This is a genomic window from Tritonibacter sp. SIMBA_163 (assembly GCF_046535935.1).
GTDB lineage: Bacteria > Pseudomonadota > Alphaproteobacteria > Rhodobacterales > Rhodobacteraceae > Epibacterium > Epibacterium scottomollicae.
Genome location: NZ_JAWJBP010000009.1, coordinates 76,654 through 103,298, shown reverse-complemented (window position 1 = coordinate 103,298; position 26,645 = coordinate 76,654). Strand labels below are relative to the sequence as shown.

Sequence of the window (26,645 nt, the reverse complement as noted above, 5' to 3'; positions counted from 1 at the left end):
ACGATTCTGCCACCCGGAATACGCGCGCTAGGTGGTCCGTGCAGCGAGCGCGCAGCCCTCGGCGGTTACACGCCCGACGGCGCCCCCGCACGCCCACGGCAGGGGCCGAACAACGCGGCAATCGCCAGGATCACGCCGGAGATGGTGGCGATCATGCCCGCCGCGCTGACCGCATCCCCCATGCCAATCCAGAGCGGACCGTAACCCGCCAGAACATAGCCAATGATGGCCGATAGGGTGGCGAAAGCGACGCTCCAGGCGATCTGAAGTTCGAGCCGGTTGGTCATCATCCGCGCCGCGGCCGGCGGGCAGATGAACATGGCGATCACGATGATCGACCCAACCGCATCAAAGGCCGCCACGGCCGCGATCGCCGCCGTGATCACCAGCGCCAACCCCAGCAGATCAGTCCGCATCCCGATGGTACGGGCGAAGCTTTCGTCGAAAGTCGCAATCTTCAGCGGACGCCAGAACAGCGCGATGAAGCCCGCCACCACCACCAGCGTCGCTCCCATGCGCGGCAGTTCGACTGGCAGATAGGCAAGCGCCTGCGGATCCAGCAGCGATCCCCAGCCGGTGCCATCGAGCCAAATCAGGCTCTCCAAGTTGCCATAGAGCGCATGTTCCACGTCCAGATGAACGGAGGACGTATCGCTCTGCTCCAGCAGAAGCACCCCGGCGGCGAACAGCGTGGTGAAGACAACGCCCATGGCCGCACCGGGTTCGATGCGGCCGAGGCGGCGGATCGCCTCGATCATCACCACCGCGACCACCGCCGCGCCCGCCGCACCCAGCATCATCGGCCAGGTGGAGATTGCGCCGGTCAGCAGGAAGGCCACGACAATGCCCGGCAGCGCCACATGGCTGATGGCATCGCCGATCAGCGCCTGCTTGCGCAGCAGCAGGAAATTCCCCGGCAGCGCGCAGGCCACCGCCGCAAAAATCCCGATCAGCAGCGGCGTGAGGGAGAGGGTGACGAATTCGCTGCCCATCAGAAGGCCTCCTTGGGGGTGCCGATCTCGCGATCAATTGCGGCGATCTGGTCCGGGGTCAGCACGGTTTCAATCTCGCGCAGCCCATCATAAAGCGCTGCCGCTGCCTCCTGTGCCTGATCGCGGCGCAGGATGTCCCAGCGGCGTTCGTCGCGCAGCGCCTTGGCGGCGCGGGCTTGGCCGGACCGTGTCGCAACACCATCGGCGCGCACCAACCCAGCTCGGGACAGCAGACGCAGGGTGAGCGGTTCATAGATGGTCTGGTCTTGCGCCAGCGCCAGCAGACCCTGTCGCATATGCAAGCGGCGCTGGAACCTTTGATGTCGCAGCACGGCGGCGAGCACACCTCTGTTGGGCGCCACCAGCAGCGACAGGGCAAAGAGCGCAAAGCTCATCAGAACGATGATCGGCCCGGTGGGCAGGTTCGGCGCAGAGGCCGAGATGGCCGCACCGAGATAGGCCGCCAAAGCACCCAGAACGCCTGCAAGGATCACCACCTGGTCGGCGCGTTCAGTCCAGAATCGCGCAGCAACAGGCGGAATGATCAGCAGCGCCACGATCAGGATCAGCCCCACCACCTTGAGGCCCACCACGGTGACCGCCATCACCAGCCCCATCATCAGCATGTCGATCTTGCTGACCGGCAGGCCACGCGCGGCGGCATATTCGGGATCAAAGGCCACCATGGTCATGGGGCGTCGCGTCAACAGCACCAGGAACAGCACCGCCGCACCGCCCCCTGCGATCACCAGCGCATCGGTGTAGAGCATGCCTGCGGTGGAGCCCAACAGGAACCCCTCAAGCCCCGCCTGCCGTCCGACACCCAGCGTCTGGATCACAGTCAGCAGCACCACGCCAAAGCCGAAAAACACCGATAGCACCGCACCGATCGCCGCATCTTCGGCCAGGCGCGTGTTGCGGGTCAGCCAATTCATGCACAGCAGACCGAGGCCAGCTGATACGGCAGAGCCGGTCAGCAGAGCCGCAAGATTGCGGCCATCCCCACCCAGCGCCACGAGGACCAGGAACGCAACGCAGACGCCGGGCAGGGTGGCATGGCTCACGGCATCGGACACCAGCGCCCGCTTGCGCAGGAACAGGAAGGTCCCCGTGATCCCCGAGGCTGCGCCCAGCAGCGCCGCCCCGATCGCCACCAAAGTGGCGTTATAGCCCATTTGCAGGAACAGCGCGTCAATCAGCATGCTCCGCCTCTCTCTATATATTATATGTGTCAGGTCACCGTGGCGGTCACGCCGGCCGCGCGATCTGGTCGATCTGTGCGGTGGCCAGACGTCCGCCATAGGCCGATTGCAACGTGTCCGGAGTAAAGGCCTCAGCCACCGAGCCTTCGGCGACCTTGCGGGTGTTGATCAGGAACACATTGTCGAAGTAGTCCCGCACCGTCGCCAGATCATGATGCACCACGACCACGGTCTTGCCCTCGGCCCGGAGCGCCTTCAGCACGCCGATGATCGCCTTCTCCGTCGCCGCATCCACCCCGGCAAAGGGCTCGTCCAGCAGGTAGAGATCCGCTCCCTGTGCCAGCGCGCGCGCCAGAAACACCCGTTGCTGCTGCCCACCGGAGAGCTGACCGATCTGCCGGTCGGCAAACTCGCTCATGCCGACGCGATCCAGACAATCCGATGCGATTTGGCGATGGGTGCCGCGGATACGGCCCAGCAGTCCCAGTTCGCGATAAAGCCCCATCATCACCACGTCGATCACCCGGGTCGGGAAATCCCAATCCACCGAAGCGCGCTGCGGCACATAGGCGATGCGCCCGCGCTGATGGTCCAGCGGGCGGCCGAAGACCTGCACCCGGCCCGAGACCGGCGGCACGATGCCCAGGGCGGCCTTCAACAGGGTGGACTTGCCAGCGCCGTTGGGACCGATGATCGCGGTCATCTGCCCCGGAACCACAGTCATGTCGACGGAGAACACCGCCGGCTTCTCGCCATAGCTGACGGTGAGGCCACGGATGGCGAGCGGACTGGCATCCAGCCCCGGCTCGCGCGCAGCCTGTCCGTTCTGGCTGGCCAGTGAAAGTTGCATATTCAGTGTCCCGCCCCGAGTTTGCCATCCATGCCGCCGGTGGGAACATCCGCGCCCAACGCGCCGGCGATGGTGGTAAAGTTGTGGTCCAACATACCAAGATAGGTTGCCTCATAGGTGCCCTCCGCGCCCATGGCGTCGGAAAACAGCTCGCCGCCGATGACCACCTCATGATCCTTGGCCGCCGCGCCCTCGATCAACGCACGCATGGAGCGATCCGCCACCGAGGTTTCGACAAACACCGCCTTGACCTGGCGATCCACCAGCACGTCGACCAATTCGCCGATACGGTTCAGACCGGCCTCGGACTGGGTGGAAATGCCCTGAATGCCCAGCACGTCAAACCCGTAGTCGCGCCCGAAATAGCCAAAGGCGTCATGCGCGGTGACCAGCACCCGGTTGTCATCCGGTACGCCGGCGACAACCCTGCGGCCGTAGTCCGACAGGCGGTCCAACTCGCCCAGGTGACGCTCCAGATTGGCGGCAAAGAGGTCTGTCGCCGCCGGGCGGGCCTCGGTGAGCGCCCGCGCCACTTCGCGCACCACATGCTTCCACATCTCCGGGCTCATCCAGACGTGGGGGTCGAATTTGTCAGCGTAGTCATCATGGCCGCGCAGCAGGTCCTTGGGCATCGCCTCGGCCACCGGCACCACAACACGCTTGCGCGCCAGCGAATGGAAGAAGTCTTCCATCTGCGCCTCAAGATAGAGCCCGTGCCACAGCACCAGATCGGCGCGGGTCATGGCAGCGATATCAGTGCGGGTCTGGCGATAGGCATGCGGATCCACGCCCGCGCCCATCAATGCGGTCACCGCGACCTCGGCGCCGCCGATCTGGCGCGCCGCATCTGCGATCATGCCGGTGGTGGCCACAACGGTAAGCTTTCCCTCGGCCGCCAGCCCCGGAGTCGCACTGGCCAGTGCGGCCACAGCACCCAGCCCCAGAAGAGTTTGACGTCGGCTCAGCATATATACGTGCTCCCTGCTCGCAAAAATCTCGTTTCTCTTTCCAGCAATATGAGAACGATTCTCAACTTCGTCAATGAAAATGCGAATTATTCTCAAGAAAGGTCAATTTTTTGTCCTTTTGGTCAAAACAGAATGCGGAAAACCCATGGGAAACCTTGCATCAACGCGGTTTGGCGTGCGATTTTGGGGCAAATCTTTCGAGGACTCCCGCACATGGACAGCCAAACCGCAGACGCCCCTGCCAAAGCCGCCGCTGCATCGCCCTCAGGGGACGGTGCCGGCGTACATCTGCCCCGCAACCCCGGCATGGAGCTGGACCTGGATTGGGCACTCGGGATGGAGGCCAACACCTCCGCCATCGAACGCCGCTGCGCCAGCCTTCCCGGGCGCCGGTCGGTCAAAAAAGACCATCAGGCCGCATGGCTTCTGAAGGCGATCACCTGCATCGACCTCACGACGCTTGCAGGCGACGACACCGAGGCCCGCGTGCGGCGTCTCTGCGCCAAGGCGCGTCAGCCGGTGCGCGCAGAAATCCTGTCGCAACTCGGCATGGAGGGCATCACAACCGGCGCGGTCTGTGTCTATCACGACATGATCCCGGCCGCTGCGCGGGCGCTGCATGGCACCCAGATCCCGGTCGCCGCCGTCTCCACCGGCTTTCCCGCAGGCCTGTCGCCCTTTCACCTGCGGGTCGAAGAGATCCGCGAAAGCGTGCGCGCCGGGGCCCGCGAGATCGACATCGTGATCTCCCGCCGCCATGTGCTCTCGGGCAACTGGCAGGCGCTCTATGACGAGATGAAGGCCTTCCGCGAGGCCTGCGGCGAGGCGCATGTGAAGGCGATCCTGGCCACCGGCGAGCTGGGCACCCTGCGCAACGTCGCCCGTGCCTCGATGATCTGCATGATGGCGGGCGCCGATTTCATCAAGACCTCCACCGGCAAGGAAGGGGTGAACGCCACCCTGCCCGTTTCGCTGGTGATGATCCGCGCCATCCGCGACTACTACGCGCGCACCGGCTTTCACGTCGGCTACAAACCCGCAGGCGGCATCTCAAAGGCCAAGGACGCGCTGGTCTACCTCTCCCTGATGAAAGAGGAACTGGGCAACCGCTGGGTCCAGCCCGACCTGTTCCGCTTTGGCGCGTCCAGCCTGCTGGGCGATATCGAACGCCAGCTCGAACACCACGTGACCGGTGCCTATTCCGCCGGCTACCGCCACCCGATGGCGTGAGGACGAACAGATGACAATCAAAGAGATCTTCGACACCATGGACTATGGCCCCGCTCCCGAAAGCGCCGCAGACGCCTTTGCATGGCTGGTCGATCAGGGCAGCCGGTTTGGTCATTTCATCAACGGTGACTTCACCACCCCGGGCAAGGGGTTCGAGAGCAAGAACCCGGCCACCGGCGAGGTGCTGGCGGAATTGAGTCAAGCGACAAAAAAGGACGTGGACGCCGCGGTCAAGGCCGCCCGCACCGCGCAAGGCCCCTGGGCCGCCATGGGCGGATCCGGCCGTGCCACCTACCTCTATGCGATCGCACGTCTGCTGCAGAAACACAGCCGCCTGTTTGCGGTGCTGGAGACGCTGGACAACGGCAAACCGATCCGCGAGAGCCGCGACATCGATATCCCGCTTGTGCAGCGCCACTTCTACCACCACGCGGGCCACGCCCAGTTGATGGACGAGGAGATGTCGGGTCGTGAGGCGCTCGGCGTCTGTGGCCAGATCATCCCGTGGAATTTTCCGCTCTTGATGCTCGCGTGGAAGGTCGCGCCAGCGCTGGCCATGGGCAATACGGTGGTGCTGAAACCGGCGGAGTATACCTCGCTGACCGCGCTGCTGTTTGCCGATATCTGCCGTCAGGCCGGCCTGCCCAAGGGCGTGGTCAACATCGTCACCGGCGATGGCGCCGTGGGCGAGATGATCGTCAATGCGGATGTGGACAAGATCGCCTTCACCGGCTCGACCGACGTCGGCCGCAAGATTCGCGAAGCCACCGCAGGCACCGGCAAGGCGCTGACGCTGGAGCTGGGCGGCAAGAGCCCCTACATCGTCTTTGACGACGCTGATCTGGACAGCGCCATCGAAGGGCTGGTGGATGCGATCTGGTTCAACCAGGGCCAGGTTTGCTGCGCTGGCTCGCGTCTTCTGGTGCAGGAGAGCGTCTCCGAGCGGTTCCACAAGAAACTGCGCGCCCGGATGAAGACCCTGCGCCTCGGCGATCCGCTCGACAAATGCATCGATGTCGGTGCCGTGGTCGATCCCGTGCAACATGCCGAGATCACCCGTCTTGTGGCCACTGCCAAGAATTGCACCGTGCATCAGAGCAAGGTCAACATGCCCGCAAAGGGCTGCTTCTTCCCGCCGACCCTGATCGAGGGTCTGTCGCCCGCCGATCCCCTGATGCAAGAAGAGATCTTTGGACCGGTGCTGGTCACCACCACCTTCCGCACGCCGTCCGAGGCGGTCGAGCTGGCCAACAACACCCGCTACGGGCTGGCGGCGACGCTCTGGACCGAGAATGTGAACCTGGCGCTGGATATCGCGCCAAAGCTGGTCGCCGGCGTGGTCTGGGTCAATGGCACCAACATGTTCGATGCTGCCGCCCCGTTTGGTGGCGTGCGCGAAAGCGGCTTTGGCCGCGAGGGCGGTGTCGAGGGGCTGATGGCCTACACCCGACCCAAGGGCGAGACCAAGGCCCTGACACCGATTGCCGCCTTTGACGGCGCAGAGACCGCGACCGCCCCTGCAAGCATCGACCGCACTGCCAAGATGTACATTGGCGGCAAGCAGGCACGCCCCGACAGCGGCTACTCCAAGCCTGTCTACGGGCCAAAGGGCAACCTGCTGGGCCATGTCGGCGCTGGCAGCCGCAAGGATGTGCGCAACGCGGTCGAGGCCGCCCATGCCGCCAAGGGCTGGTCCAAGACCACTGGCCACCTGCGCGCTCAGATCCTCTATTACATGGCCGAGAACCTCGCCGCGCGGGCTGGTGAATTTGCCGCCCGCATCGACGCGATGACCGGCAAGGGGGAAGGCACCGCCGAGGTTGAAGCCTCGTTGCAGCGCCTGTTCTCCGCCGCTGCATGGGCCGACAAATACGATGGTCTGGCGCATGGTGTGCCGATCCGCGGCGTCGCGCTTGGCATGAAGGAACCGGTCGGCACCATCGGCGTGCTCTGCACGGACGAGGCGCCGCTGCTGGGTCTGATTTCCGCCATGGCACCCGCAATCGCCATGGGCAATCGGGTGGTTCTGGCGGCCTCACAAGCGTTTCCGCTAGCCGCCACAGATCTTTATCAGGTGCTGGAAACTTCCGATCTGCCTGCCGGTGTGGTCAACATCCTGACAGGCGCGCACAAGGATCTTGGCGACACCATGGCCAAACACCTCAACCTCGATGCGGTCTGGAGCTTCTCCTCCACCGATCTGTCACAATTGATCGAGGTCGCCTCTGCCGGAAATCTGAAACGCACCTGGGTCAACAATGGTCAGGCGACGGACTGGGCGCGCGATCACAGCAAGCGCTTCCTGCAAGCCGCAACCGAGGTGAAGACGGTCTGGATCCCCTACGGCGAGTGACCTGAGAATTAATCAACACAGAAACGGCGCGGCCCCGACTTGGGACCGCGCCGTTTTCATTTTGCGTTGTTCGGGCGTTGATCTGCACGCGATCTCACTGCCGAGTACCGCAGATCAGTCCGTCGACTTCAGCCCCACGGGCTCACCGACGACCACAAACCGTAGGCCATCCGGGTCCAGCAGCTCCCGTGCCACCCGGTTCACATCCTCCAGCGTCACCGCGTCGATCTTCTCATTGCGAGTCAGCACATAATCAGTCGGAAGATCGTCCATCTGCATCGCCACAAGGATTGATGCGATCTGACCATTGCCGTTGAACCGCAGCGGGTAGGCGCCGGTCAAATAGGTCTTGGCATCCTGCAATTCTGCCTCGGTCACGCCGTCCGCCACCAAAGAGGCCCATTGATCACGTACCACTCCGACGGCCTCTGCCATCTTCTCATTCGCCGAGGCGAGCGACCCCATATAGGTCGCGGCCAGATCGCGCGGCACCAGATAGCTGTAGACGCCATAGGTCAGCCCACGCTTGGTGCGCACTTCCTGCATCAACCGGGTCTCGAACGAGCCCCCACCCAGGATCTGGTTCAACACATAAGCGGCAAAGAAATCTGGATCCGTCCGGTCAATGCCCTTCTGGCCAAACAACGCGACCGATTGCGGCGTGGCAAAGGGCACCACCGTGACGCCACCTTCGATCATCACCTCAGCCGGACCAGGCATAGGGCTGCCCTCAGCGGGCAGATCACCCAGCAACTCGTCCAGCATCACACCCAGCTCCTCGGGCGTGATGTCGCCAACAGCACTGACATAGAGCCTGTCCCGAGCAAAAACCGCCTCATGTGCCGCAAACATGTCCTGACGTGTCAGCGCTGAGACGCTCTCCACGGTGCCGATGCCATTTGTCCCATAGGGATGATCTCCAAAGGCGAGTTCGGCAAATTTGCGCCCGGCGATCGCATTGGGATCGCTCTCATCCGAACGTAGCCCCACCAGAACCTGCGCCCGGACGCGATCCAACGCATCCTGATCGAATCTCGGTTCCTGAATCGTCTGACGCAGCAGCTCCACCACCTCTTCGCTGTTCTCACTCAGAAAGCGAGCAGAGATGGAGACCGTGTCCTTATCTGCATCATATGAGAAATTCGCAGCCAGCGCTTCGAGCGCGCGTGCGTAATCCTGCGCGCGAAGCTCGCCCGACCCCTCCTCAAGCAATCCGCCCATCAAATGTACCGCGCCCCGCTTTCCGGGCGCATCCAGTGATGTCCCGCCGCGAAAGCGCATCTCCAATGCGGAGAAGGGGATCGTGTGATCCTCCACCAGCCATGCCTTGATGCCGCCCGGAGAGGTGACCTCCTGGATGTCGATCTCCGCCCGTGCCATCTGGGCCGCCATCAGCAGGGCAAACCCGGCCACAAGCGCCAGCACCGCACGCTTCAGCGGGCGCAGATCCACGGTTTTTGCGCGCAGGGTTGTCGTGTTCCGGCTCATTGGTCAGCCTCCTGCTGGCTCTGGGTCAGATATCCGGTGACAGAGGTCTCGGGCCGCATCACCTCGCGCGCGACGGCAATGATCTCATCCTCGGTGATCGACTGCAGCACACGCGGCCAATCCTGCACATCCTCCACCGTCAGCCCCGAGGTCAGCGCGCGGCCGTAACGGTTGGCGATCCGGTCCACGTCATCACGGGCATAGATTTCGGAGGCGCGCAGCTGCAACTTGATCCGCTCCAACTGCTGACTGTCGACGCCTTCGGCCAAAAACTGTGTCACGGTCCGGTCCAGCGCAGCCTCCGCTTCCTCAAGCGTCACACCATCGGCGGGCACAACAACAAAATCAAAGGTCGTGTCATCCAGTGATACCCCGGAATAGAAAGCAGCCGTATAGACCGCGACCTGCTGCTCGAATTGCAGTGCGTTGGCGAGATAGGAAGTCGTGCCCCCGCCCAGCAATTCCGACAACAGATAGAGCGCCGCAGCTTTCTCTTGGCTGGCGTGATCCCGTTCCGGTGCCAAATAAGAGCGCTGCACGTAAGGCTGCGCCACCCGCGCGTCGGCAAAGGCTAGACGCCGCGCCGCGCTCTGCGGCGGTTCCTGACTGCGCAGGCGTTCGGGCAAATCGGGATTGGCGGGAATGACACCGTAGTATGTTTCGGCCAAGGCCCGCACCTCGTCTGGCCTCACATCCCCGGAGACCACCAGAATCGCGTTATTGGGCGCATAGTAGGTGCCGTAGTAGGACAGCGCGTCCTCCATCGACAGCGTCTCCATCTCGTGACGCCAGCCAATGACTGGCTGGCCGTAACGATGGTTGAGATACTGAACCGCCCGCATCTGCTCCCGGAACAGCGCCGAAGGATCATTGTCGGTGCGCTGATTGCGCTCCTCAAGGATCACTTCGCGTTCTGTCACGATGTCGGTCTCGGTCAGGCGCAGGTTCCGCATCCGATCCGATTCCATCTGCATCATCAACTCAAGGCGATCCGCCGCAACCCGCTGAAAATAGGCGGTGTAATCATAGCTGGTGAAAGCATTGTCGCGGCCACCATTGCGCGCGACGGTGGCCGACAGCTCGCCCGCCTCCAGCGTATCCGTGCCTTTGAACAGCAGGTGTTCTAGAAAATGCGCGACACCGCTCTGCCCTACGGGTTCATCCGCCGATCCGGCGCGATACCAGACCATATGCTGAACAACCGGGGCCCGATGATCCTCCACAACCACAATCATCATGCCGTTTTCCAGCGTGAAGGTTGTCACCATTTCGGCCCCTGACTGTGCCTCTGCGGGCGCGGCCTCAGCAGCGGGTGCGGTCTCCTGGGCGGACAGCATGGGCGCACCAAGACCCGCCGTCATCGCCAGGGCACAAAGCGCAACCCGCCAGCTGGCCCGAAGCCCGGACGGAAACGCTGCCACAGATGTCATATGTTCTATCCTCCAGATCGATCATCCCGGCACATGCCATGGCATGCCCCAGCGCAGAGTCGGTTTCGTCTGCTGAAGATCAAGTTACGGTGCAAAACGCCAGCCACAAGCCGGTTTGCCGAAATTGTGAAGGGTTATTCGCCTTCTGGCGGCGAAGAGGGGGTCGGCACACCGGCCCGACGGTACGCCGTACTCACATCCTGAGGGTCCAGCGCCTGACGCTCGTAGGTCTCGGCGTAGCGGTCGACCGGGAACAGCTTGATGTTGGCAAGAATACCGGCCCGTTTGCGATACTTCGCATCCTCTGTTGCCAGCGACTCGCGAATATCACCCTGCACGCCATATCGGCTGGCGGCCGTCACAAGCGCGCCATCGCCGGCAGGAATATCCGTGCCGCTTGGGCGTCCGCCCAGGGCCACCACGGCTTCTGCCTTAGGGTCGCGATCCGTGCGGTTGCGTCCGCCGGGGGTCGGCTCCGGCAGAGCCGCATAGCTTGCTGGTTCTTCCAGCGGCTTGCTGGGCAGCACGAGAAACTCATCGGGACTGTTGCGGCGCGCATCAAGATCATGCAGCGGTTTGTTGCCACAGGCCGACAACAGCAAAACGGAACCCAGAATGATCGGTGCAGTCGCAAAGCGCATGGGGCGCGGTCCTCTTAGACGTTTCAGTCACCTCTAGCGCATATCGCGCAAGAGGTCACGCGGGCTTTTTCGCGCGGCCTTCGAACAGGATCAACCCCGCCGCGCCCGCAAAGATAAAGATATCCGCGACGTTGAAAACAAAGGGATTGTTCACGCCGCAGCAGGACATGTTGAGAAAGTCGAGCACATAGCCATAAAGCACCCGATCCACCACATTGCCCAGCGCACCGCCGATCACAAGACCGGCACAGAGCTGCATCATCCAGCTCTGGCCATGACTGCGGCGCACCCAGAGGAACACCGCAACGCAGATCACCAGTGAGATCACCACCAGCGCCCAGCGACTTGCGTCGCTGCCGCCGTCGAACAGGCCGAAGTTGATGCCGCGGTTTTCGCCATACCGAAAGGTCAGGAGCGGCGGAGCCACGTCGAGTCGCAGCCGATTGACCAGATCGAGGCCGAACACGACCCCGATCTTTGTTGCCTGATCAATGATCAGCGCAACAAAGGCGGCAAGGTAAAGCACGTAGCTCCGCATATCAGTTACTGCTCCGGGCTCAGTGACGGAAGTGACGCATGCCGGTGAAGACCATCGCCAGCCCCGCCTCATTGGCGGCCTTGATGACCTCATCATCGCGCATCGAGCCACCGGGCTGGATGACGCAGGTGGCGCCATTGGCCGCCGCCTCCATCAGACCGTCGGCAAAGGGGAAGAACGCATCGGACGCCACGGCAGACCCTTTCGCGAGGCTTGCGGGCAGCTCCATCGCATCCGCCATCCGCTGCGCCTTGACGCCAGCGATGGTGGCAGAGTCCACACGGCTCATCTGGCCTGCACCAACGCCCACGGTCTGACCGTCCTTCACGTAGACGATCGCATTGGATTTCACGTGTTTGGCAACTTTCCAGGCAAACAGCAGATCCGCCATCTGTTCCTCGTTGGGGGCTTTTTCGGTCACCACCTTGAGGTCATCCATCGCGCGGTGGCCAATGTCTTTGTCCTGCACCAGCATGCCGCCCGAGACCTGACGGGTGGTCAGGCCTGCGTCCTGCGGGTTGGGCAGACCATCGGTGATCAGCAGGCGCAGGTTCTTCTTGGCGGCAAAGATCGCCTTGGCCTCGTCGGATGCGCCCGGCGCGATAACCACCTCGGTAAAGATCTGGGCGATCGCCTCGGCGGTTTCGCCATCCAGCGGCTGGTTCAGCGCCACGATGCCGCCAAAGGCCGAGGTGCGGTCGCAGTCGAATGCCTTTGTGTAGGCCTCAATCAAGGTCGCGCCCCGGGCCACACCGCAAGGGTTGGCGTGTTTGATGATCGCCACAGCAGGGCCGTCCTCGGGGGCGAATTCACTCACCAGCTCAAAGGCCGCGTCGGTGTCGTTGATGTTGTTGTAGGAGAGCTCCTTGCCCTGCAGCTGCTGTGCGGTGGCAACACCCACGCGGTCGCTGCCATCGGTGTAGAAAGCTGCGTCCTGATGCGGGTTCTCACCATAGCGCAGCGTCTGCGCGATCTGTCCAGCAAAGGCGCGGCGACGCGGCGCTTCCAGGCCGATGGCACCGGCCATCCAGTTCGACACCGCCGCATCATAGGCCGCCGTGCGGGCATAGGCGTTCTGCGCCAGCCACTGACGGAACACGAAAGAGGTCTGACCGTCGTTCTGGTCCAGTTCCTCCAAGAGTACGCCGTAGTCTTCGACATCCACCACGGTGTTGACGAACGCGTGGTTCTTGGCCGCCGCGCGGATCATCGCCGGGCCGCCGATATCGATGTTCTCGATCATCTCGTCATAGGCCGCACCGCGCTTCAGTGCCGCCTCGAACGGGTAGAGGTTCACCACCAGAAGGTCGATCTCACCGATGCCATGCTCGGTCATCGCCGCCACATGGGCATCATTGTCGCGCAGCGCCAGCAGACCGCCATGCACCATCGGGTGCAATGTTTTCACACGACCGTCCATCATTTCCGGGAAGCCGGTCACATCAGACACATCCCGAACGGCGAGACCCGCATCACGCAGCGCTTTTGCAGTGCCACCGGTCGAGAGCAGTTCAACCCCGCGCTCAGCGAGGGATTTGCCCAGCTCGATCAGCCCGGTTTTGTCAGAGACGGACAGAAGGGCGCGGCGGACGGGGTGGAGGTCGGTCATCGGTGTCAGAATCCTTGTTCAGGTTCACTCTTCGTAGGCCATGGGTTCGTCGCGGGCCAGATCGCGCACGGCCACGGCCGTTTCCTGCGCCTTGCTGAGGGTCCAGCGGATCTGGGTCGCGTATTGAATGGCCCGGCCCGACAGGACAATTTGCAGCGATTGACGCGGCTTCAAGCGGGTCTTTTCCAGGTAAACGCTGGTTTCCAGCTTCAGGTCGCATTGACCGTCGTGACGGAATACCCAGATTTCCCCACTCTTGAGCGCCATGGATACTGCCGCGCCCCCCAAGTCAAGGGCCGCATCCACATCCGGGTGCAAATGGAACCGCAAATCATAACCGATTCCCTGCAGCCCACCGGAATCCAGCGCCTTGTCGAAGCGTTTCTTGGCTGCCCCATCCAGCGCGAGCAACATATCCTCGCCCGAAACCATCCGCCCATCCACGGACAGCTCCAATGCGCGGGCGACAGTTACCCCGAAGTGGCGGGCATAACCATCATGCGCGCCCTGAAACCGGTAACCATCATCAAGGTCTTCGCGCTCGATCGGCACCTCAGTGGGCGACTCGATCAGGAATTCATGACCGGTGCCCTTCTGCGGTTGCGCCAGCCGGGCGCTGGAATGCCCTTCGACACAAAGGGCAGAATGCGATGGTGTCGCCCGCCCGGCGCGACGCCACTCGAGACCAAAGTTCTCACCCGCGCCGCAGTTCACGATCAACGGACGCCGACCAGAGGTCAGCTCGAACGCCAAGGTTGAGGCATGTCCGTTATAGGACGCTTTGCTCACCGGCGGTACGGTGGCATCAACAATCACCGAAGTCCGCCTGGCAGATAGCCGGGCAAATCCCATCGCCAATCCATCAAAGGCACGCGCTGGCACATGTGAGGCCGCCAAGGCATGGTCGAGCCAGCCTTCCTGCCCACGCCCACCGCCGTGAAACCGCGCAAGTCCCCCATCGCTATGGCGCAACGCGCGCAGGGTGGGCGCGATCCTGTCCAGGGCGGCATGATGTTCGCGGGGCACCGAGCGCCCGGCTTCGTGCAGGGCCGCCGCCGCCCAGGTCAGCAGGGTGAAGACATCGAGCAACTCTTCCGGGTTGCGAGTGGGCAGACCTCCGTCGGCATTGATCTGCGTTTCGCAATCCTGTGCCAATGCCCGCACCGCCGGGTCCGCCAGCTCCTCGCAGCCCTTGAGCGCCAGCCCGGCATAAATCAGCCCGGTGAGTGCCTCGAAGCGTGGCAGCCCCGGCGAAGCCCCTTTCCAGCGCTGCGACAGGAACCAGGTTTGCTGCGACAGTGACCGGTAAAAGGCGTCCGAGGCTGGCTTGTCCTGGCCACTAAGCAGGAACAGCGCGTGGTTGATCCATCGAATCACGCGGCGACCAGTCAGATCCGGTGACCAGCCCGGGCCAGTGCCATTGCCAAACTCGTCGATCCAGCCCCAGACCCAATGCTGCGCCTTGCGACGTGCCTTGATGTCGCCGACGGCTGCTAGATCGTCGAGCCAGGTGCAGCCCTGCCGCTCCGCCTCGAAGGCAAAATCCGGCGCGTCGACATCCCACAGCCCTGTGGTACTGCTCTCGACCAGATAGCCCGCAAGCAGCAGGTTGCCGGCCACCAGCTGGCGCCCGCGCGCAAAGCTGCCGATGGTGCGCGGTTCCGGCTGCGACACGAATCCCGTAGCCGCAGGCTGCTTGCGCGCCTTCCAGGCGGTATAGCGGTTCAGCAGACGCGTTCCGCGACTGGCCATTCGATCGTATCTGGACATGCTCTCTTGCCTCACACGCCTTTGGCGTTTTGGCCAGAGGATAACGCGCGGTGGCGCGGGTGTCATGCGCTCTGTGTCACAGCTGCGTCGGAGAACCATGAAACCGGAGCTGACACACCGTCGGGGACGCTCCCGCCCGTCGCCGGATCATGCGGAGATGATCCGCTCCCGTTGGGCCTGGCGCCTTGCAGGCCAAATGGCCCGCAAGGCGGGACCCTTGACCCTCCCATGGAGGGTCAAGGGCCGGGCCCAAGACCGCCAAGGGGGCTTGCCGCCGGCAAGGCACCTGCGGGCGCGGGAGCCCTCCCCCCCCGGTAACCGTTGTTGCCGAAAAAATCAGTCGCTAGACGTCCGCTTTCACAAGCTCCGCCATGTAGAACCCGTCCATGCCGCCGACCTCCGGCCAGTAGTCCGGACGCAGACGCAGTCCGCCTTCCTCAGTGATCCAGCTTGCATCGATTCCCTCCAGCGTCCTGACGCCATCGCCAACCCGCGCCTCAGGGAACATCTCCAACGCATCCTCGATCTGACACTCGCCTTCATCCGGCAATAGCGAACAGGTGCAATAGACCAAGCGGCCACCGGGTTTCACCAGCGTCCAGGCATGCGCCAGCATCTGCGCCTGCAGCTCGATCAGCGCACCAAACCCGGCACCGTCCTTGGCATGGGGCAGATCCGGATGGCGACGGATGGTGCCCGTGGCGGAGCAGGGCGCATCCAGCAGTACCGCGTCGTATTGCCCGCTCTGCGCCATGACATCACCGGCAATCACATTCGCCGACAAGCCGGTGCGCGCTAGGTTCTCTTGCAAACGTGCCAGACGGCCTTCCGAGATATCAACCGCCGTGACATCGGCCCCCGAAGCCGCCAACTGCAAGGTCTTGCCGCCAGGTGCTGCACACAGATCAAGCACCCGTTCACCGGGCTGCGCATTGAGCATCCGCGCGGGGAGTGCTGCCGCCGCATCCTGCACCCACCAATCGCCCCGCTCGAACCCCGGCAAGGCTGAGACCTGGCCGGCCTCTTCCAGCCGCAAACTGCCGGTTGGAGTCAGCCCGCCGCCCAATGCCGACAGATCCACGCCGGGCTTGGCGCTCAGGTCCAGCGGCGCCCCCCGCAGATGAGCCGCCTCGATCCCCAGCATGGCCTCGCTGCCCCAGGCCTGCGCCAGCGGGCTACGCAGCCATTTCGGCAGGCGTGGCACCCGCAGCTTGGCCCATTCCGCCGGACCCTCCTCAGCGACCTTGCGCAGGACCGCATTGACCAGCCCCTTGAGCTGCCCGTGGCGGCGATGGCGCGCCACCAGATTGACGATGTCATTCACAACCCCATGCGCCGCACCGCCCGAGCACAGCTCAACCGTGCCCAAACGCAAGGCATTGCGCACAAACAGCGCCGGTGGTTTGCGTAAGTGTTTCTGCAACACCCGGTCCGCGCGCTCCAATGACCGCAGCACCTCCAGCGTCAACCGCTGCGCCCGGGCGCGGTCCGCCGGTTCCAGCTTGTCCAGAACCTGCGCCTGACACTCGGACAGCAACAGCCCCTCACCCAGAACCTTGTCGAGAAGCGCTACCGCCGCGCGGCGGGCATCGGTTGCGGATGTTGGGCGGTCACTCATGCAATTGCTCTCCTGATGGGGCATCGGCTTGTCCACAGCGGACGCGGGCGTATATCATGGCGCAAGCATAATGAAACCCACCCTGCGGAGAAGACCCCATGAGCGACGCCCCCGAAGCCCCCCGCGCAGAGGATCTGCCCCCCGCCGCCCAGCGCGCGCTCGCCGAAGCCGAGGCGCGCCGCAAAGCCCGCGCAGCAGAATCAGCGCAGCCAATCGAACTGGGCGGTCGCGACGGCCCCGACCCGGCCCGCTATGGTGATTGGGAGAAAAAGGGCATCGCTATCGACTTCTGAGCCGGGCGCTCACCCCGAGATATTTTCAAAAAGATGAAACAGGGCGCCGCTACCTTTCATCTTTTGCCAAATACCTCCGCCGGAGGCAGCCGCCCGCAAGGGCGGCCCAGAAACCTCAGAGGCCGAGCACGTCGATCATGTCATACTCACCAGGCGCCTTGTCCTGCCCCCAGAGCGCCGCTTTCAGCGCACCGCGGGCAAAGATCGCGCGGTCAGTGGCCATGTGACGCAGCACGATACGCTCGCCGGCGGCGGCAAACAGCACGTCATGCTCGCCCACGATGTCGCCGCCCCGAATGGCAGTAAAGCCGATATCGCCCGACTTGCGCGCGCCGGTAATGCCATCGCGGCCCCGGTCCGCAACATCCGCAAGCGTGACACCCCGGCCCTCGGCCGCGGCCTCGCCCAGCATCAACGCAGTGCCGGAAGGCGCGTCGACCTTGTGGTGGTGATGGGCCTCGATCACTTCGATGTCGAAATCCTCATCCAGCGCGGCAGCGACCTTTTTTGTCAGCTGCACCAGCAGGTTCACCCCCAGAGACATATTGCCCGCCCGCACCAGCACTGTCTGACGACCAGCTGGCTGCAACCGCGCGATCTGTTCTTCCGTCATGCCGGTGGTCCCAATCACATGCACGCAGCGCGCCTGTGCCGCGAGTTGCGAAAAGGCGATCGTTGCTTCAGGCGCGGTAAAATCGATCACCGCTTGCGCCCCGGAAAAAGCCTCCAGCGCGTCATCAGTGACAATCACGCCTCGCGCGGCGCCGCCAATGGCAATACCGATGTCCTGCCCGATCCAGTCGTGGCCCTCGCGCTCCACCACGCCCGCCAGCTCGGCCTTGTCGCTCTCCAGCACCGTCTTGATCAACATTTGCCCCATGCGCCCCGAAGCGCCGGTGATCACGATCCCTGGTTTATCCGTCATGGCCTCACTCTCTGATTGGACTATCCGCTTGAATCCTCCTACCCTGACCGCGACCGCTTGGCAAAGGGCGGGTTTCGGCATAGAGCGGGTTTCATGGCTAAGAACAAATTTCACGACGGTCCCGGTCCCTCTCAACGTCAGCTTCGCGTCGGCGAAGTGATCCGCCGCACCTTGTCCGAGGTGCTGGCGCGCGGTGATATTCACGACCCGGAGCTAAACCGTCTTTCGATCACCGTCGGCGAGGTCCGCACCTCCCCCGATCTGAAAATCGCCACCGCCTATGTGCTGCCGCTTGGCGGCAAGGGGCAGGAGGACGTGCTGCAGCTGCTGGCCCGCAACAAGGGAGAGCTGCGCCGCGCCATCGGCAAGAAGACCGGGCTGAAATTCACGCCGGATCTGCGCTTTCAGATTGACGAGACCTTTGACCGGATGGACGACACCCGCCGGATCTTCGAACAGGACGCGGTGCGCCGCGACATCGAGGACTGAGGCGATGCGGGCCCGTGCCTCCCTGCTCGGTCTGTCGCTGAGTCTGTCCATGTCTCTTTGGGCACATGCGGCCAGCGCCGTGGAGTGCCGCGATGAAAGCTACGCTGGCAATCGCTTCAGCCTGTGCGAAGTCGATGCCGCGAGTGAAGACCTGCGCCTGTTCCTGCGCGATGACGATGGCGTGGTCATGGGGCATTTCTCCACAATCGAGGCGCATCTCGCGACCTCCGGCAAACGCCTCGCCTTTGGCACAAATGCGGGCATGTATCACACGGATCGCTCACCGGTCGGGCTCTATGTCGAAGACGGCGCAGAAGAGATGCGGCTGGTCACCAACCCCGGCCCGGGCAACTTCGGCCTGGTGCCCAACGGGGTGTTCTGTCTGCGCCCGAACCGCGCCGACGTGATCGAGACCTTGGCCTATGAGGCCAGCGACACCACCTGCACCAGCGCCACCCAATCCGGGCCGATGCTGGTGATCGACGGCGATCTGCACCCGCGGTTCCTGGAGGACAGCGATTCTCGCTACATTCGCAACGGTGTCGGCACCAGTGCGGACGGCAGCCGCGTGGTTTTTGCGATCTCGCGCAACGCTGTGAACTTCCACGATTTCGGCAGCCTGTTTCGCGATCATCTCGGCCTGCCGCAAGCGCTCTATTTCGATGGCAATATCTCTCGCCTGCACGCGCCAGAACTGGGGCGTTCTGATGTGGGGTTCATGATGGGGCCTGTGGTGGGTGTGGTCGAGGATATCCCGGATACGGAAGCAGACACGCTGCAGAATTGACAGCCCTCGCGTCCTGCGTTACCCCGCCCGCCTTATCCGACATTTTAGGGGACTCTGATGGGACGCAAACGCAAGGGACGCGATATTTCCGGCTGGCTGGTGGTGGACAAACCCGCAGGCCTGACCTCGACCGCCGTCGTGAACAAGGTCCGCTGGGCGTTTGACGCAAAAAAGGCCGGTCATGCCGGCACCCTCGATCCCGAAGCCACCGGCGTGCTTGCCGTGGCCCTAGGCGAGGCCACCAAGACTGTTCCCTATATCACCGACGCAATGAAGGCCTATACCTTTACCGTGACCCTCGGCGCGGCCACGAATACCGATGATGCAGAAGGCGAGGTGCTGGCCACCTCCGAAACCCGCCCCACCGATGCAGACATCAAGAATGCGTTGCAGGGCTTCATCGGCGAGATCCAGCAGGTACCGCCGAAGTTCTCCGCGGTGAAGATCGACGGGCAACGCGCCTACAAGCTGGCCCGTGATGGCGAAGAGGTGGAGCTGTCCGCCCGCGCCCTCTGGGTCGAGGAGCTGGTGATGCTGGACCGTCCCGACGCCGATCACGTGGTGCTGGAGATGACCTGTGGCAAGGGCGGCTACGTGCGCTCCATCGCACGCGACCTCGGCGAGAAACTCGGTTGCCTCGGCCATGTGAAGCAGCTGCGGCGGGTCTGGTCCGGCCCGTTTGATGCCGAGGTTGGCGTCACGCTGGAGCAGATCGACGCGCTGGCCAAATCCCCTGAAATCGACCAGTTCCTGCGGCCGCTCGAAGAAGGCCTGATCGACCTGCCGGAACTGAAATGCACCGCGCAGGGCGCGGTACGTCTGCGCAACGGCAACCCCGGCATGGTGATTGCCTCCGACGTGGAGTACGGCGAAGAGGCCTGGGCCTCTCTGGACGGCAAGGCCGTTGCCGTGGGCAACTACAAGGCGGGTGAATTGCATCCCTCCCGGGTGTTCAATCAGGACTGACACCCGGGGATCGAAGGCCACTCACATCCGCGACAGATCAGTTAAGATGTTGTAAATGATAGGGAAAACTCCCTGACCCATTGTTTCGCGCGCGAAACATAACGTCAACTGTGCTGACCTATACCTGCAGACCTCCGGGGAAAACGCCGGGGGAATTGCGCATTCCGCCGGGATGCGGCAAAACCGCTGGCATGATCACCCGCCATCACGTCAAGGGCGATGCGCCCTCCACCGCCGTCTATTCCGATTGCGAGACCTATCGCTACAGCCTGAGCCGGATCTGGGATCCGGCGGGGCAGAAGGTGATGTTCGTGATGCTGAACCCCTCGAAGGCCACCGAGGTACAGAACGACCCCACCATCGAGCGGTGCGAACGTAGGGCCAGGGCGCTGGGATTCGGCGGGTTTCAGGCCACCAATATCTTTGCCTATCGGGCCACGGATCCGCGCGACATGCGCGCCGCGGCGGACCCCGAAGGGCCGGATAATATGGATGTGCTGCTGCAGGGCATGGACTGGTCCGACATGGTGATCTGCGCCTGGGGCACGCATGGCGCGCACCGCAATCAAGGTCCGCAGGTGGCCGCCACTCTGCGCCAAAGCGGTCGCCCCCTGCATCACCTCGGTCTCAGCAAGGCCGGACATCCCAAACACCCGCTTTATATCGCGTATGCCGAAGCGCCCCGGATCTGGCTTCAGGAGGTCGATTCATAGGGTTCATTAACCGATGTTCCTGTTTTGTATTCTGCTTTAAGCTATCCTGTGCCATCCTTCATACTGGTTGAGTGTATCTAGTACGAAGTGGACCAGTACCGTGTTGTGGTTGGCCAGTATTCTTGGAATCGCTGCTGTTGGCAGCGCGATCATGATCGATTTTGACTCCGACGAGGACGATGAGGAGACCTCTGACGAGGATGTGACACGCACCGGAAACAACGTTGTGTCACCTGACGTATTTCTCTCTGGCTCCGATCCCGACGGCGACACAGAAGATGTGAGCGCGGCAGACGACGAGGACGGGACCGAGGGAAGCGCAACCAATCTCGGCACGACTCACATTGGCACCGACACGCTCGATCACCTGTCAGGCAGCACCACGAATGATACGCTCCTTGGCCTCGGCGGGGATGATCAGATTAATGGCTACGCCGGAGATGATTCAATCGATGGCGGCAGCGGCAATGACGACCTCTATGGCGATGAGGGAGACGACACTCTGACCGGGGGAACCGGCGCCGACACACTCCATGGCGAAGAAGGTTCCGACACGCTGGCGGGCGAGGATGGCAATGATGCCCTCTATGGCGGCTTTGGCAGCGATCAGCTTCAGGGTGGCAGCGGCGACGACACGCTTCATGGTGGTCAGGGCGATGACACACTGACCGGTGGCGAAGGGTCTGATGCGGTGCATGGCAACGATGGCAATGACACCCTGTCCGGCCGCGAAGGCGAAGATGCGCTGTTTGGTGGTGCCGGAGATGATCTGGTCAATGGCGCCGATGATGGCGACACGCGTGACTTCGTAAACGGCGGAGACGGAGATGATACCCTGATCGCGGGCGCCTCTGACGTGCTGACCGGCGGCGACGGCGCAGATCAACTTCTGCTGGGCGATTGGATTGCGCAGGGCACTGTCGACCTCATCGACTTCGACCGCGAAGAGGATCAGCTCCTGCTCGTTTACGACGGCACGGAGGCCCAACCGTCGCTCGAAGTCGAGGCAGACCCGGATGTGCCCGGACAAACCATCGTCAGGCTTGATGGTGAAGAAGCGATGCGCCTGACGGGCGCCGAAGGGTTGACCGCTGACGACATCATCTTGGTCGAAGCAAACGACGAAGACGTCGCCTATCTGCCGATTCCGACCTGACAGTCGCCCGCGTGCCCTGCCGATCCTTGCGCCCGCACCGCTATTGGCAGACCGCTCCAGTGACCTCACCACGCTTTTCCTTTGCAATACTGCCCCGGATCCCGTAGTGACCCGCATCCGCGCGTGGAATCAAACCTCGTGAGCTTCGTGCGTGGGTTTCTCCATGGGCCTGTGCTGGACGACATCCCGGCCTGCGCCATCAACTCTAACCTTATGAAGGAGACCCCGATGTCGATTACAGCTGAAGAAAAAACACGCTTGATGAAAGAATTCGCGACCAAAGAGGGCGACACCGGTTCTCCGGAAGTCCAGGTTGCAATCCTGACCTCGCGTATCACCACGCTGACAGAGCACTTCAAAACCCACAAGAAAGACAACCACGGTCGCCGTGGCCTTCTGAAAATGGTTGCTCAGCGCCGTAAGCTGCTGGACTACCTGAAGGGCAAAGAAGAAGCGCGCTATCAGGACATTATCAAGAAGCTGGGCATCCGTCGCTAAGACATCCGCCCGGACTTCGGTTCAAAGAGCGCCCGTTCCTGCACAGGAGCGGGCGTTTCTTTTTGCCCCAACCGCATTTGCAGATCGAAGCGCGTGACGCGCTGTCTGTGTCTCCCGATTGTGAGTCTGGCGTGAATCGCGTTCCGGGTCGGGGCGCGGCTTTTTTGATTTCGGGGACTTGTCATCGCAATCGCTTCATGATTGTTACGTTATAACACATCACACAGGAGTCGCAGATGTCCGATCCCCGCCTTCCCGTCACCGTGCTCTCCGGCTTTCTCGGCGCTGGCAAGACCACGCTGCTGAACCGCATCCTCAACAATCGCGAGGGCCGTCGCGTTGCGGTCATCGTCAACGACATGTCCGAGGTCAACATCGACGCCGATCTGGTACGCGAGGGCGGCGCGGATCTGAGCCAGACTGAAGAAACCCTGGTGGAGATGTCCAACGGCTGCATCTGCTGCACCCTGCGCGATGACCTGCTGGCGGAGGTGCGTCGCCTGGCGCAGGAGGGGCGCTTTGACTACCTGCTGATCGAATCCACCGGCATTTCGGAACCGCTGCCCGTCGCGGCGACCTTTGATTTCCGCGACGCCGAGGGCGAGAGCCTGTCGGATGTGGCCCGACTCGATACCATGGTGACCGTGGTTGATGCGGTAAACCTGCTGCGCGACTTTGCCAGCCACGACCTGCTGGCGGACCGGGGCGAGACGATGGGCGAGGAAGATGAACGCACATTGGTGCATCTGCTGACCGATCAGATCGAATTTGCCGATGTGGTGGTGCTGAACAAGGTGAGCCTTGCCACGCCGGAGCAGGTCGATGCGGCGCGTAAGATCATCCGCAGCCTCAACGCCGATACGGACATCATCGAAGCGGATTTCAGCGCCGTGCCCGCAGACAGGATCCTCGACACAGGGTTGTTTGATTTCGAGAAGGCGCATGAGCACCCGATGTGGGCCAAAGAGCTTTATGGCTTTGCCGATCACGTGCCGGAGACCGAGGAATACGGCATTGCCTCTTTTGTCTACCGCGCCCGGGCGCCCTTCGACCCGCAGAAGATCCACGATGTGCTGAACGGCAGCCTGCCCGGGGTGATCCGGGCCAAGGGGCATTTCTGGATCGCCACCCGCCCCGACTGGGTCGCGGAGTTCTCGCTCGCCGGTGCCTTGTCGAGCGTGGCACCGCTGGGCACCTGGTGGGCCTCGGTGCCGCAGGACCGCTGGCCTACGCATCAACAGGCGCGGGACTACATGCGCGCCCATTGGCAGGAGCCCTTTGGCGACCGGCGGCAGGAACTGGTCTTTATCGGCGCCGGCATCGACTGGCCGGCGCTGACGGCCAAGCTGGACGCCTGCCTGATGCCGGAGATCACCGCCGAGACCCTGCCAGACTGCGAAACCCTGGCAGATCCCTTTCCGCTGTGGCGGCGCGCCGAACAGGCGGCCTGACCATGGCCAGGCGGGACCGGGATGGCAACCGGGGGGCAGTGTCCCTGCCCACCCGGCGCAGGCACGAAGATCCGATGGCGGCCTATGACCGGCTGCCGCCGCCCCTGCGGGCCTGGGTGCGCGAGGCCTCGCTTCCGTGGTCGGCGCAGTCCTGCCGCCGCATCTGGCAGGCGGCACGCCGGGCCGGTCTGGGCGAGGAGGCCGCCCTGGCCCACCTCGATGCGGTCGAACAGAAGACGCTGGCACAGCCCCGCAACCGCTGAGCCGCGTAACACGACACCACAGCGAACGCTTTCTTTTTGCGCCGAACTCCTGTAAGGGCGGATCTATCTGAGACGATGTGCCCAGACCCCGGCACGCGAAAGCAAGATAGCATAGGGGGTCGGCGGCAATGGGGCCGCTACGCAATATGGAGACCCGGGATACGCCCGGGAGTGCTCCGACTTAGGATACGATAGATGTTCAATGTGACGACGAAAACAATGCAGTGGGGCGAAGAAACGCTGACACTGGAAACGGGTAAGGTTGCGCGCCAGGCAGATGGCACCGTGATCGCGACCCTTGGCGAAACCTCGGTCATGGCCAACGTGACCTACGCCCGCGCACAAAAGCCCGGTCAGGATTTCTTTCCGCTGACCGTGCACTACCAGGAAAAATACTACGCCGCCGGCAAGATCCCGGGCGGCTTTTTCAAACGCGAAGCGCGTCCGACTGAAAAAGAGACGCTGACGGCCCGTTTGATCGACCGCCCGATCCGTCCGCTGTTTGTCCCCGGCTTCAAAAACGAAGTTCTGGTGATGTGCACCGTGCTGTCCCACGACCTGGTCAACGACCCGGATATCGTCGCGATGATCGCGGCCTCTGCCGCGCTGACCATCTCCGGCGTGCCCTTCATGGGTCCGATCGCCGGTTGCCGCGTTGGCTATGAGGGTGGCGACTACGTTCTCAACCCGACCGTGGACGACATGCAGGACCTGCGTCTGAACCCGGAGCAGCGCCTGGACCTGATCGTCGCCGGCACCAAAGACGCCGTGATGATGGTGGAATCCGAGGCTTACGAGCTGACCGAGGAAGAAATGCTCGGCGCGGTGACCTTTGCCCACGAGCAACTCCAGCCGGTCGTCGACCTGATCGTCTCGCTGGCGGAAGAGACCGCGAAAGAGCCGTTCGACTTCACCCCGCCGGATTACTCCGACCTCTATGCTGCGGTCAAAGCAGCTGGTGAAGAGAAGATGCGCGCCGCCTATGCGATCTCCGACAAGCAGGAACGCGTGACCGCCGTTGGCACCGCCAAAGACGAGATCATCGCCGCTCTGAGCGAAGAACAGCAGGAAGACGGCAACCTCGGCTCCGCGCTGAAGAAGCTGGAATCCGTTGTTCTGCGTGGTGACGTGGTCAAGAACGGCCGCCGCATCGACGGTCGTGCGCTGGATCAGGTTCGCGGCATCGAATGCGAAACCGGCCTCCTGCCGCGCACCCATGGCTCCGCCCTGTTCACCCGTGGTGAAACCCAGGGTCTGGTCGTGACCACGCTGGGCACCGGCGATGACGAACAGTTCATCGACGCGCTGCACGGCAACTTCAAATCCAACTTCCTGCTGCACTACAACTTCCCGCCCTACTCGGTTGGTGAAGTGGGTCGTGTTGGTGGCCCCGGTCGTCGTGAAATCGGCCACGGTAAACTGGCATGGCGCGCGCTGCAGGCGGTTCTGCCGGCACCGACCGACTTCCCCTACACCATCCGCGTGGTTTCCGAGATCACCGAATCCAACGGCTCCTCCTCCATGGCGTCCGTTTGCGGTGGCTCCCTGTCCATGATGGACGCGGGCGTTCCGCTGAAAGCACCGGTTGCCGGTGTTGCGATGGGTCTGGTTCTGGAAGAAGATGGTTCCTACGGCATCCTGACCGACATCCTCGGCGACGAGGATCACCTCGGCGACATGGATTTCAAGGTTGCGGGCACCGAAGCGGGCATCACCTCCCTGCAGATGGACATCAAGGTTGCGGGCATCACGCCTGAAATCATGAAATCCGCGCTGGCTCAGGCCAAAGCGGGCCGTCTGCATATCCTCGAGGAAATGTCCAAGGCGCTGACCGAAGCTTCCGAGTTCTCCGAGCACGCGCCGCGCATCGAGACCATGCAGGTTCCGACCGACAAAATCCGCGAAGTCATCGGCTCCGGCGGCAAGGTCATCCGCGAGATCGTCGAAGTCTCCGGTGCCAAGGTCGACATCAACGACGATGGCATCATCAAGATCGCATCCGCCAACGGCGAGGCCATCAAGAAGGCCTATGAGATGATCTATTCGATCGTTGCAGAGCCGGAAGAAGGCGCGATCTACACCGGTAAGGTCGTGAAGATCGTCGATTTCGGCGCCTTCGTGAACTTCTTCGGCAAGCGCGACGGCCTTGTGCACGTCAGCCAGATCGAAAACCGCCGCCTGAACCACCCTTCGGATGTTCTGAAGGAAGGTCAGGAAGTGAAAGTCAAACTTCTGGGCTTTGATGATCGCGGCAAGGTGCGCCTGTCGATGAAGATGATCGATCAGCAAACCGGAGAAGAGATCGTCGAAAAGAAAGAAGACGCTGAATAAGTCTTTCCCCGCATTATGCGGATCTGACATAAGATGCCCGGGGCCAGTGGTCCCGGGCATTTTTTATGGCGCGCCCGCCGCGCC

24 protein-coding genes are annotated in these 26,645 nt (G+C 62.9%); 12 read left to right on the top strand and 12 right to left on the bottom strand.

From position 1 onward, the window contains the following. Window positions 1-65: 65 nt before the first annotated feature. Genes R0J92_RS14340 through R0J92_RS14325 form a run of 4 tightly spaced genes read right to left on the bottom strand, consistent with a single transcriptional unit; the run spans window position 66 to window position 4,012 of the window. Complete coding sequence (locus R0J92_RS14340) at window positions 66-992, bottom strand: metal ABC transporter permease (protein ID WP_411052138.1); 927 nt, start codon at window positions 990-992, stop codon at window positions 66-68. Beyond that, window positions 992-2,194 (bottom strand): metal ABC transporter permease, encoded by a 1,203-nt coding sequence (locus R0J92_RS14335; RefSeq protein ID WP_106162675.1) that lies wholly within the window; start codon window positions 2,192-2,194, stop codon window positions 992-994. Before R0J92_RS14335 ends, R0J92_RS14340 begins: the two co-directional genes overlap by 1 nt. A 46-nt stretch (window positions 2,195-2,240) precedes the next feature. Beyond that, window positions 2,241-3,044, bottom strand: a complete 804-nt coding sequence (locus tag R0J92_RS14330) for a metal ABC transporter ATP-binding protein (protein ID WP_411052137.1) — start codon at window positions 3,042-3,044, stop codon at window positions 2,241-2,243. A 2-nt stretch (window positions 3,045-3,046) separates the two neighbouring features. Next, window positions 3,047-4,012, bottom strand: coding sequence for a metal ABC transporter solute-binding protein, Zn/Mn family (locus R0J92_RS14325; protein WP_411052136.1), 966 nt, complete (start codon window positions 4,010-4,012; stop codon window positions 3,047-3,049). A 213-nt stretch (window positions 4,013-4,225) separates the two neighbouring features. Between R0J92_RS14325 and deoC the strand changes: the two genes are divergently transcribed. Further along, window positions 4,226-5,242: a deoxyribose-phosphate aldolase gene (gene deoC / locus R0J92_RS14320; RefSeq protein ID WP_317384703.1), complete on the top strand. Its 1,017-nt coding sequence runs from the start codon at window positions 4,226-4,228 to the stop codon at window positions 5,240-5,242. Window positions 5,243-5,252: 10 nt separating this feature from the next. Beyond that, the gene (locus tag R0J92_RS14315) at window positions 5,253-7,595 is read left to right on the top strand and encodes an aldehyde dehydrogenase family protein (RefSeq protein ID WP_411052135.1); all 2,343 of its coding nucleotides are present in this window, start codon (window positions 5,253-5,255) and stop codon (window positions 7,593-7,595) included. A 114-nt stretch (window positions 7,596-7,709) separates the two neighbouring features. Here R0J92_RS14315 and R0J92_RS14310 read toward each other — a convergent pair whose 3' ends face one another. The 7 genes from R0J92_RS14310 to R0J92_RS14280 form a co-directional block, all read right to left on the bottom strand. Beyond that, on the bottom strand, window positions 7,710-9,083 hold the full coding sequence (locus tag R0J92_RS14310) for a M16 family metallopeptidase (RefSeq protein WP_411052134.1): 1,374 nt from the start codon (window positions 9,081-9,083) through the stop codon (window positions 7,710-7,712). Beyond that, window positions 9,080-10,513: a M16 family metallopeptidase gene (locus tag R0J92_RS14305; protein ID WP_411052133.1), complete on the bottom strand. Its 1,434-nt coding sequence runs from the start codon at window positions 10,511-10,513 to the stop codon at window positions 9,080-9,082. The genes R0J92_RS14310 and R0J92_RS14305 overlap by 4 nt, the downstream gene beginning before the upstream one ends. Before the next feature lie 134 nt (window positions 10,514-10,647). Continuing rightward, on the bottom strand, window positions 10,648-11,154 hold the full coding sequence (locus tag R0J92_RS14300) for a DUF3035 domain-containing protein (RefSeq protein WP_106162668.1): 507 nt from the start codon (window positions 11,152-11,154) through the stop codon (window positions 10,648-10,650). A 55-nt stretch (window positions 11,155-11,209) separates the two neighbouring features. Next, a complete protein-coding gene (gene lspA, locus R0J92_RS14295) occupies window positions 11,210-11,692 on the bottom strand; it encodes a signal peptidase II (RefSeq protein ID WP_411052132.1) in 483 nt (160 codons plus the stop codon). Window positions 11,693-11,711: 19 nt separating this feature from the next. Continuing rightward, a complete protein-coding gene (gene purH / locus R0J92_RS14290; RefSeq protein WP_411052131.1) occupies window positions 11,712-13,301 on the bottom strand; it encodes a bifunctional phosphoribosylaminoimidazolecarboxamide formyltransferase/IMP cyclohydrolase in 1,590 nt (529 codons plus the stop codon). Between the two features lie 24 nt (window positions 13,302-13,325). Further along, window positions 13,326-15,071: a heparinase II/III family protein gene (locus tag R0J92_RS14285; protein WP_411052130.1), complete on the bottom strand. Its 1,746-nt coding sequence runs from the start codon at window positions 15,069-15,071 to the stop codon at window positions 13,326-13,328. 343 nt (window positions 15,072-15,414) lie between these two features. Beyond that, the gene (locus R0J92_RS14280; protein ID WP_411052129.1) at window positions 15,415-16,689 is read right to left on the bottom strand and encodes an RsmB/NOP family class I SAM-dependent RNA methyltransferase; all 1,275 of its coding nucleotides are present in this window, start codon (window positions 16,687-16,689) and stop codon (window positions 15,415-15,417) included. Between the two features lie 98 nt (window positions 16,690-16,787). Here R0J92_RS14280 and R0J92_RS14275 point away from each other — a divergent pair, with 98 nt between their 5' ends. Further along, window positions 16,788-16,982 (top strand): DUF1674 domain-containing protein, encoded by a 195-nt coding sequence (locus R0J92_RS14275; RefSeq protein ID WP_317384711.1) that lies wholly within the window; start codon window positions 16,788-16,790, stop codon window positions 16,980-16,982. A gap of 115 nt (window positions 16,983-17,097) precedes the next feature. Here R0J92_RS14275 and dapB read toward each other — a convergent pair whose 3' ends face one another. Continuing rightward, a complete protein-coding gene (gene dapB, locus R0J92_RS14270) occupies window positions 17,098-17,907 on the bottom strand; it encodes a 4-hydroxy-tetrahydrodipicolinate reductase (RefSeq protein WP_411052128.1) in 810 nt (269 codons plus the stop codon). A gap of 93 nt (window positions 17,908-18,000) precedes the next feature. Here dapB and rbfA point away from each other — a divergent pair, with 93 nt between their 5' ends. The 9 genes from rbfA to pnp all read left to right on the top strand — a co-directional run bounded on the left by rbfA (window position 18,001) and on the right by pnp (window position 26,561). Continuing rightward, the gene (gene rbfA, locus R0J92_RS14265; protein ID WP_106162661.1) at window positions 18,001-18,396 is read left to right on the top strand and encodes a 30S ribosome-binding factor RbfA; all 396 of its coding nucleotides are present in this window, start codon (window positions 18,001-18,003) and stop codon (window positions 18,394-18,396) included. A gap of 4 nt (window positions 18,397-18,400) precedes the next feature. Continuing rightward, entirely contained in the window at window positions 18,401-19,183 is a 783-nt protein-coding gene (locus R0J92_RS14260; RefSeq protein ID WP_411052127.1) for a phosphodiester glycosidase family protein, read from the top strand. Between the two features lie 57 nt (window positions 19,184-19,240). Then, the gene (gene truB, locus R0J92_RS14255) at window positions 19,241-20,149 is read left to right on the top strand and encodes a tRNA pseudouridine(55) synthase TruB (protein WP_411052126.1); all 909 of its coding nucleotides are present in this window, start codon (window positions 19,241-19,243) and stop codon (window positions 20,147-20,149) included. Between the two features lie 191 nt (window positions 20,150-20,340). Continuing rightward, window positions 20,341-20,862 carry a DUF1643 domain-containing protein gene (locus tag R0J92_RS14250; RefSeq protein ID WP_411052125.1) on the top strand — a complete coding sequence of 174 codons (522 nt, stop codon included), beginning with the start codon at window positions 20,341-20,343 and terminating at the stop codon, window positions 20,860-20,862. A gap of 151 nt (window positions 20,863-21,013) precedes the next feature. Next, the gene (locus R0J92_RS14245; protein ID WP_411052124.1) at window positions 21,014-22,018 is read left to right on the top strand and encodes a calcium-binding protein; all 1,005 of its coding nucleotides are present in this window, start codon (window positions 21,014-21,016) and stop codon (window positions 22,016-22,018) included. Between the two features lie 228 nt (window positions 22,019-22,246). Further along, window positions 22,247-22,516 (top strand): 30S ribosomal protein S15, encoded by a 270-nt coding sequence (gene rpsO / locus R0J92_RS14240; protein WP_106162657.1) that lies wholly within the window; start codon window positions 22,247-22,249, stop codon window positions 22,514-22,516. Window positions 22,517-22,752: 236 nt separating this feature from the next. Then, a complete protein-coding gene (gene zigA, locus R0J92_RS14235; protein ID WP_106162656.1) occupies window positions 22,753-23,967 on the top strand; it encodes a zinc metallochaperone GTPase ZigA in 1,215 nt (404 codons plus the stop codon). A 2-nt stretch (window positions 23,968-23,969) separates the two neighbouring features. After that, window positions 23,970-24,230 carry a DUF6525 family protein gene (locus R0J92_RS14230; RefSeq protein ID WP_411052123.1) on the top strand — a complete coding sequence of 87 codons (261 nt, stop codon included), beginning with the start codon at window positions 23,970-23,972 and terminating at the stop codon, window positions 24,228-24,230. Between the two features lie 195 nt (window positions 24,231-24,425). Beyond that, window positions 24,426-26,561, top strand: a complete 2,136-nt coding sequence (gene pnp, locus R0J92_RS14225; RefSeq protein WP_106162655.1) for a polyribonucleotide nucleotidyltransferase — start codon at window positions 24,426-24,428, stop codon at window positions 26,559-26,561. Window positions 26,562-26,645: the final 84 nt, after the last annotated feature.

Bases quoted from the DNA above. Each gene is read 5' to 3' on its own strand.
- R0J92_RS14340 (WP_411052138.1), bottom strand. From the start codon at position 992: ATGGGCAGCGAATTCGTCACCCTCTCCCTCACGCCGCTGCTGATCGGG.
- R0J92_RS14335 (WP_106162675.1), bottom strand. From the start codon at position 2,194: ATGCTGATTGACGCGCTGTTCCTGCAAATGGGCTATAACGCCACTTTG.
- R0J92_RS14330 (WP_411052137.1), bottom strand. From the start codon at position 3,044: ATGCAACTTTCACTGGCCAGCCAGAACGGACAGGCTGCGCGCGAGCCG.
- R0J92_RS14325 (WP_411052136.1), bottom strand. From the start codon at position 4,012: ATGCTGAGCCGACGTCAAACTCTTCTGGGGCTGGGTGCTGTGGCCGCA.
- deoC (WP_317384703.1), top strand. From the start codon at position 4,226: ATGGACAGCCAAACCGCAGACGCCCCTGCCAAAGCCGCCGCTGCATCG.
- R0J92_RS14315 (WP_411052135.1), top strand. From the start codon at position 5,253: ATGACAATCAAAGAGATCTTCGACACCATGGACTATGGCCCCGCTCCC.
- R0J92_RS14310 (WP_411052134.1), bottom strand. From the start codon at position 9,083: ATGAGCCGGAACACGACAACCCTGCGCGCAAAAACCGTGGATCTGCGC.
- R0J92_RS14305 (WP_411052133.1), bottom strand. From the start codon at position 10,513: ATGACATCTGTGGCAGCGTTTCCGTCCGGGCTTCGGGCCAGCTGGCGG.
- R0J92_RS14300 (WP_106162668.1), bottom strand. From the start codon at position 11,154: ATGCGCTTTGCGACTGCACCGATCATTCTGGGTTCCGTTTTGCTGTTG.
- lspA (WP_411052132.1), bottom strand. From the start codon at position 11,692: ATGCGGAGCTACGTGCTTTACCTTGCCGCCTTTGTTGCGCTGATCATT.
- purH (WP_411052131.1), bottom strand. From the start codon at position 13,301: ATGACCGACCTCCACCCCGTCCGCCGCGCCCTTCTGTCCGTCTCTGAC.
- R0J92_RS14285 (WP_411052130.1), bottom strand. From the start codon at position 15,071: ATGTCCAGATACGATCGAATGGCCAGTCGCGGAACGCGTCTGCTGAAC.
- R0J92_RS14280 (WP_411052129.1), bottom strand. From the start codon at position 16,689: ATGAGTGACCGCCCAACATCCGCAACCGATGCCCGCCGCGCGGCGGTA.
- R0J92_RS14275 (WP_317384711.1), top strand. From the start codon at position 16,788: ATGAGCGACGCCCCCGAAGCCCCCCGCGCAGAGGATCTGCCCCCCGCC.
- dapB (WP_411052128.1), bottom strand. From the start codon at position 17,907: ATGACGGATAAACCAGGGATCGTGATCACCGGCGCTTCGGGGCGCATG.
- rbfA (WP_106162661.1), top strand. From the start codon at position 18,001: ATGGCTAAGAACAAATTTCACGACGGTCCCGGTCCCTCTCAACGTCAG.
- R0J92_RS14260 (WP_411052127.1), top strand. From the start codon at position 18,401: ATGCGGGCCCGTGCCTCCCTGCTCGGTCTGTCGCTGAGTCTGTCCATG.
- truB (WP_411052126.1), top strand. From the start codon at position 19,241: ATGGGACGCAAACGCAAGGGACGCGATATTTCCGGCTGGCTGGTGGTG.
- R0J92_RS14250 (WP_411052125.1), top strand. From the start codon at position 20,341: ATGATCACCCGCCATCACGTCAAGGGCGATGCGCCCTCCACCGCCGTC.
- R0J92_RS14245 (WP_411052124.1), top strand. From the start codon at position 21,014: ATGATCGATTTTGACTCCGACGAGGACGATGAGGAGACCTCTGACGAG.
- rpsO (WP_106162657.1), top strand. From the start codon at position 22,247: ATGTCGATTACAGCTGAAGAAAAAACACGCTTGATGAAAGAATTCGCG.
- zigA (WP_106162656.1), top strand. From the start codon at position 22,753: ATGTCCGATCCCCGCCTTCCCGTCACCGTGCTCTCCGGCTTTCTCGGC.
- R0J92_RS14230 (WP_411052123.1), top strand. From the start codon at position 23,970: ATGGCCAGGCGGGACCGGGATGGCAACCGGGGGGCAGTGTCCCTGCCC.
- pnp (WP_106162655.1), top strand. From the start codon at position 24,426: ATGTTCAATGTGACGACGAAAACAATGCAGTGGGGCGAAGAAACGCTG.